Here is a 6000-nt window from a genome sequence, read left to right as displayed (position 1 = left end):
ATAACTATTCCACTTACCGATCGGTCTTCGCGGCCATCGCCCATCCAGCGATCCGCGTCGTACACCGGATGCCGGCCTCGGGCCGCCTCCCTCTTCTCCCCCGACAAGCCGCGGGTTGTGCACGATGAACGTAAATCGTGTGCATGGTGAAACCCTCGGTCTTGCGGCTTCGGCTCAAGAAACCGTCGCTTCGGACGGAAAACCGCGCAGGAGGTTCCGAAACCCCCGTCCAAATAGTTCAAAGGCCTACCCGGCGCCGTGATGGCGGCACCGGGCAGGCCTCTTTTTTTGTGACTGCGGGAAACCCGGCCCGGGCGGTCAAGAAAATCGGAACAAGGTAGACGGAATACCCGACAGCAAGAGACAGCGTTCGTTTCGGAGCGGCAAACGGACCGATTTCTCGTTTTTGTCCGTATCTTTGCTTGCAAAGCAAATCGTCCTGCCATGAAAACATCGATCCTCTTGCTTTCGGTCGTCCTCTCGGCCTGCACCCCGCGCCAGCACATCACCGGCCATATCGAAGGGCTGGACGACGATACCCTGATCGTCCACTCCTGCGCGATCGCCGATCTGCCGGCTGCCAGCAGCGACCCGACCCGCTCCATTCCGCGCGACACGCTGGTGGTCCGCAACGGCAGGCTGGCGTTCGACCGGCCCGTCGACCAGCCGACGATCTTCACGATCCGGCCCGCGCAGACCGTCATGCGGATACCCGGCGGACACCGCTGGTTCAGCTCCGTTTCGGACATCGTTTTCTTCCTCGACGCGGGCGAACGCATCGAAATCCGTGCGTGCGTGGACTCGATCTACACCGACTATTCCCTCGCCGGCTCCCGCCTCAACAAGACATGGTCCCGCTATCGGGCAGGTCAGTTCGAGCTCCAGAAAGAGCTGACCCGTCTTATGCTGCGGCTGGACCAGGCGGAAGCGGCCGAAGCGGTATCGATCCAGACGACCCTCCGCAGCCTGCAACAGCGGGTCTTCGGGTCGGCGACGAGATACATCCGCGAGCACCCCTCCGAACCGTTATCCGGCTATCTACTCGCCTCGGTTCCGGCCGACAGCGCAGCCGTCTGTATCGACCGGTTGGATGATGCCGTCCGCCACTCGGTATTCAGTCCGCTGATCGCTCATGCCGCCGGCAAATCGAAGCCCATGAAATCCGCAGGCAGGCCTGCGAACGGATCGAACCGGGCAACGCAGCTCCGGATTTCACGCTCGAAGCGGCAGACGGAAGCGATTTCGCTCTTTCGTCGCTGCGCGGGAAATACGTGGTGCTCGACTTTTGGGGCAGTTGGTGCGGATGGTGCATTCGGGGTTTTCCCCGGATGAAAGAGCTGCATGACCGATACCGCAACAAGCTGGAAATCGTCGGTATCGCCTGCAACGACACGCGGCAGAACTGGCTCGCAGCCGTCGAAAAATACCGGCTGCCGTGGATCAACGTGATCTGCCCGCGCGATGCCCCGCCGGCCGAAAATGTCGCAACCGTTTACGGCGTGGATCGTTTCCCGACCAAATTGATCGTCGGTCCCGACGGCCGCATCGTCGCGGTTTACAGCGGCGAGGAACCCGATTTCTACCGGAAGCTGCACGATTTGCTGCAATAAGAATGCAGGCGGCGAACGGTGGATCCGTTCGCCGCCTGCGTTTCGAGCAGATGACGCGCTTGCGTCAGTACTGCTCTTTCTCGTTGGGGAAATCGCACTCTTTCACATCCTTGACATATTGCCCCACGGCCTCGGTCATCACGGTGTGCAGGTCGGCGTAGCGGCGCAGGAAACGGGGCGAAAAGCCCTTGTTGATGCCCAGCATGTCGTGTATGACGAGCACCTGCCCGTCGCAGGCGCCGCCGGCCCCGATGCCGATCGTCGGGATGGCGATTTCGCTCGTGACACGCGCGGCAAGCGCCGCTGGAATCTTCTCCAGCACGATCCCGAAACAACCCGCTTCACTGAGCAGGTGGGCGTCGCGGACGAGCTTCTCGGCCTCCGCTTCCTCCTTGGCGCGGACGGTGTAGGTGCCGAACTTGTGGATCGACTGGGGCGTCAGCCCCAGGTGGCCCATCACCGGAATCCCGGCCGACAGGATGCGCTGGACCGATTCGAGAATCTCGGCGCCGCCCTCCATCTTCACGGCGTCGGCCTCGGTCTCCTTCATGATGCGGACGGCCGAGTCGAGCGCCACTTTCGAATTGCCCTGGTAGGTGCCGAACGGCAGATCGACGACCACCAGTGCACGCTGGACGGCGCGCACCACCGAGCGGGCGTGGTAGATCATCATATCGAGGGTGATGGGGAGCGTGGTTTCGTAGCCGGCCATCACGTTGGCGGCCGAGTCGCCGACCAGAATCACGTCGATACCGGCGGCATCGACGATCCGGGCCATCGAGTAATCGTAGGAGGTGAGCATGGCGATCTTTTCGCCCCGCTGTTTCATCTCCGTCAGGCGGTAAGTCGTTACCGCCCGCACGGTGCTTTCAACTGACATTTCTTCCTTTTTTTAAGTTTAGACCGCGGCAAAGTTAGCGCTTTGGCCGGATTTGGCAAAAAAAGTTCCACAGAACGACGCCCCCCGCGACCGAAACATTGATCGAGTGCTTGGTCCCTGCCTGCGGAATCTCGATGGCGCCGTCGCACAGGTCCACGACCTGCTGATCGACCCCCGCGACCTCGTTGCCGAAGACCAGCGCGTAGCGGCGGCCGGGCTCGGCACGGAAACCGTCGAGCGTCACGGCGCCCTCGACCTGCTCGACGGCAAGGATCGCACAGCCCTCGGCGCGCAGTTGCACGAGGCACTCGGCGGTGGATTCATAGCGACTCCACGGGACGGTCAGTTCGGCCCCGAGCGCCGTCTTGTGAATCTCGCGCGAGGGCGGCGTGGCGGTAATTCCGCACAGGGCGATCCGCTCCGCGGCAAATGCGTCGGCCGTGCGGAAGAACGCCCCCACGTTCTGCGCCGAGCGCACATTGTCCAGCACCACCGTAACGGGCATTTTCTCCATCCGGGCGAACTCCTCCGCCGACGGACGTCCCAATTCTTCGTTCCCGATCTTTCGCATAGGGTTTTCGATTGCGTGTTTTCGGGGGCAAAAGTATCAAATAAAAAATATTTTACCTACTTTTGGGGGTTCAATTCAAACGTTAACATGTCTTTGAGGAAAGTCATTCTGCTGCTGGCCCTGCTCGCCGCAGCCACCGGAGCACGGGCGCAGGAACTCATCGTCGGAGCCGATTTCACCACCCGCTTCGACAACCGCGAATATTCCGGCAACGAGTTCAACGAGTCGCAGACGCTCTTTTCGGCCCGTCTGACACCCCGTATCGGTCTCGGGTGGATGGAGAAGAACCGCCTGGCGGTCGGCGTGGACCTCTTGCAGAATTTCGGCGACGATACGGAATTCCTCTCCAAGGCCCGTCCGTTGATCTACTACCAGTTCAACACGAAAAACGTGCAGGCCAATGCCGGTATTTTCGACCGCAAGGAGTTGACGGGCGACTATTCGCTGGCGTTCTTCAGCGATTCGACGGCTTTCTACCACAACCGTTTTTCGGGTTTTCTGGGCCGCTACCGTTCGACCGAGCGCCCCGATACCTATGTCGAAATGGCGCTCGACTGGGAGGGCATGTACTCGGTCGCCTCGCGCGAAAAATTCCGCATCCTCTCGGCAGGCCGCTACACCCTCGACAAGGGATTCAAGGGGTTCTATTTCGGTTATGCGTTCTCCATGTTTCACTTTGCCGGACAGAAAGGCAACGAGAACGTGACGGACAACCTGCTGGTAAACGCCTATGCCGGCGGGAAGTTTTACGCCTATCTCTATTTCGATCTAAGGGCCGGCTTCCTGATGGCTCCCCAGCGTGCGCGCAGCATCGTTCCCGGATGGACCAAGCCGTGCGGCGCGCAGATCGATGTGAAACTCAGCAAGTGGGGCGTCAGTATCGAGAACAACCTCTACCTCGGCGAGAACCTCCAACCCTACCGCAACGCAGTCAACACGGAGACGGGCGCCACGCTGGGCTCCGAGGGGCTCTATGCCGGGGAGGCGTTCTACGCCACCACCGAACACGTTTACAATCGCACGCGGATCGGTTACGATCGCCATTTCTTCAACGGTACGCTGTGTGTCGAAGCCGGCATGGTCTTCCACTACGACGGCACGGGCATGGGCACGCAGCAGGTGGTCAAACTCTCGGTCGATATTGAAAAGCTATTCAACATAGGTCCCAAACACGGAAATTAAAGGAAATCATCATATGGCAAACGAAACCACCGAAACACGCGAGAAATCGCTGAATTTTCTCGAAGAGATCATCGAAGAGTCCATCGCCCGGGGCGAAACGCGCGTCCAGACCCGCTTCCCGCCCGAGCCCAACGGCTACCTGCATATCGGCCACGCCAAGAGCATCTGCATCAATTTTGGGCTGGCCCGAAAATACGGCGGCAAGTGCAACCTGCGCTTCGACGACACCAACCCCGTCAAGGAGGATGTGGAGTACGTCGATTCGATCAAGCGCGACATCCAGTGGCTCGGGTTCCAGTGGGCCGAGGAGCGGTACGCCTCGGACTATTTCGACCAGCTCTACGAGTGGGCCATTGTTCTGATCGAAAAGGGGCTGGCCTATGTCGACGACCAGACGCAGGAGCAGATCCGCGAGAACCGCGGCACGGTATCCGTTCCCGGCACGCCCTCGCCCTGGCGCGACCGCACGGTCGAGGAGAACCTCGACCTGTTCCGGCGAATGAAAGCGGGCGAGTTTGCGGACGGAGCAAAGGTGCTGCGCGCCAAGATCGACATGGCCCATCCGAACATGTTGTTCCGCGACCCGATCATGTACCGCATCCTCCACACCGAACACCACCGCACGGGCGACAAGTGGTGCATCTACCCCATGTACGACTACGCACACGGGCAGAGCGACTCGATCGAGCGGATCACCCACTCGATCTGCACGCTCGAATTCGACGTGCACCGCCCGCTCTACGACTGGTTCATCCAGGCGCTCGAAATCTTCCCCTCGCACCAGTACGAGTTCGCGCGGCTGAACCTCACCTACACGATGATGTCGAAGCGCAAGCTGTTGAAACTCGTCCAGGAAGGTGCCGTGATGGGCTGGGACGACCCCCGCATGCCGACCATCTGCGCCCTGCGGCGCAAGGGCTACACGCCCGCTTCGGTGCGCAATTTCGCCGAGATGGTGGGTGTGGCCAAGCGCGACAACGTGATCGACCTGGCAAAACTCGAATACTGCGTGCGCGAGGACCTCAACCGGGTCGCCCAGCGCCGCATGGCCGTCCTGAACCCGCTGAAAGTGGTCATCACCAACTACGACGAAGACAAAACGGAGCTGTTCACCGCCGTGAACAACCCAGAGGACGAAAGCGCCGGAACACGACAGATACCTTTCTCGAAAGTGCTCTGGATCGAGCGCGACGATTTCATGGAGGAGCCGCCCAAAAAATTCTTCCGCTTGCAGCCGGGCGGCGAGGTGCGCCTGCGTTATTCATATCTGATCAAGTGCGAGGAGGTCGTAAAGGATGCCGAGGGGAATATCACCGAGCTCAGATGTACCTACGATCCCCAGTCGGGCGGCGGTTCGTCGAGCGACGGCCGCCGCGTGAAGGGCGTCATCCACTGGGTGTCGGCGCGCGACGCGGTGGAGGCCGAAATCCGGCTTTTCAACCCCCTCTTCACCAAGGAGGACCCCGACGACGTGGCGGAGGGCCAGACCTGGGAGGACAACCTCAACCCCGAGTCGATGGTGCGCATCACGGGCTACCTCGAACCCTCGCTGCGGGAAATTCCCGTGGGACAGGCCGTGCAGTTCGAGCGCGTGGGCTATTTCTGCCCCGACACCGACTCGACGCCCGGGCACCCGGTCTTCAACCGCACGGTGACGCTCAAGGACTCCTGGGCCAAGATCAACAAGTAGCGCTTCACCGCAAACACCACGAAAAGACGTTCGGATGGACCGAACGTCTTTTTCGTATTCCGGAGGG

The 6000-nt window shown here is 60.7% G+C and carries 5 protein-coding genes and 1 pseudogene; 4 read left to right on the top strand and 2 right to left on the bottom strand.

The features are described 5' to 3' along the window. Positions 1-444 precede the first annotated feature (444 nt). Positions 445-837: pseudogene (locus ACMQ11_RS00790) on the top strand (DUF4369 domain-containing protein); the annotation flags it as partial. Between the two features lie 275 nt (positions 838-1112). Further along, positions 1113-1610 (top strand): TlpA family protein disulfide reductase, encoded by a 498-nt coding sequence (locus ACMQ11_RS00785; RefSeq protein ID WP_418990753.1) that lies wholly within the window; start codon positions 1113-1115, stop codon positions 1608-1610. Between the two features lie 64 nt (positions 1611-1674). Here ACMQ11_RS00785 and panB read toward each other — a convergent pair whose 3' ends face one another. Next, on the bottom strand, positions 1675-2490 hold the full coding sequence (gene panB / locus ACMQ11_RS00780; RefSeq protein ID WP_418990751.1) for a 3-methyl-2-oxobutanoate hydroxymethyltransferase: 816 nt from the start codon (positions 2488-2490) through the stop codon (positions 1675-1677). A gap of 34 nt (positions 2491-2524) precedes the next feature. Further along, positions 2525-3061 carry an RNA methyltransferase gene (locus ACMQ11_RS00775; RefSeq protein ID WP_418990750.1) on the bottom strand — a complete coding sequence of 179 codons (537 nt, stop codon included), beginning with the start codon at positions 3059-3061 and terminating at the stop codon, positions 2525-2527. 87 nt (positions 3062-3148) lie between these two features. Here ACMQ11_RS00775 and ACMQ11_RS00770 point away from each other — a divergent pair, with 87 nt between their 5' ends. Both ACMQ11_RS00770 and ACMQ11_RS00765 read left to right on the top strand, forming a co-directional pair. Continuing rightward, positions 3149-4243, top strand: a complete 1095-nt coding sequence (locus tag ACMQ11_RS00770; RefSeq protein ID WP_418990749.1) for a hypothetical protein — start codon at positions 3149-3151, stop codon at positions 4241-4243. A gap of 13 nt (positions 4244-4256) precedes the next feature. Next, positions 4257-5933 carry a glutamine--tRNA ligase/YqeY domain fusion protein gene (locus tag ACMQ11_RS00765; RefSeq protein WP_418990748.1) on the top strand — a complete coding sequence of 559 codons (1677 nt, stop codon included), beginning with the start codon at positions 4257-4259 and terminating at the stop codon, positions 5931-5933. The last annotated feature ends 67 nt before the right edge of the window (positions 5934-6000 follow it).

This window comes from Alistipes sp. (assembly GCF_048465575.1).
Lineage (GTDB): Bacteria > Bacteroidota > Bacteroidia > Bacteroidales > Rikenellaceae > Alistipes.
The sequence above is the reverse complement of the archived record's forward strand: the minus strand, read 5'-3'. Positions and strand labels throughout refer to the sequence as shown.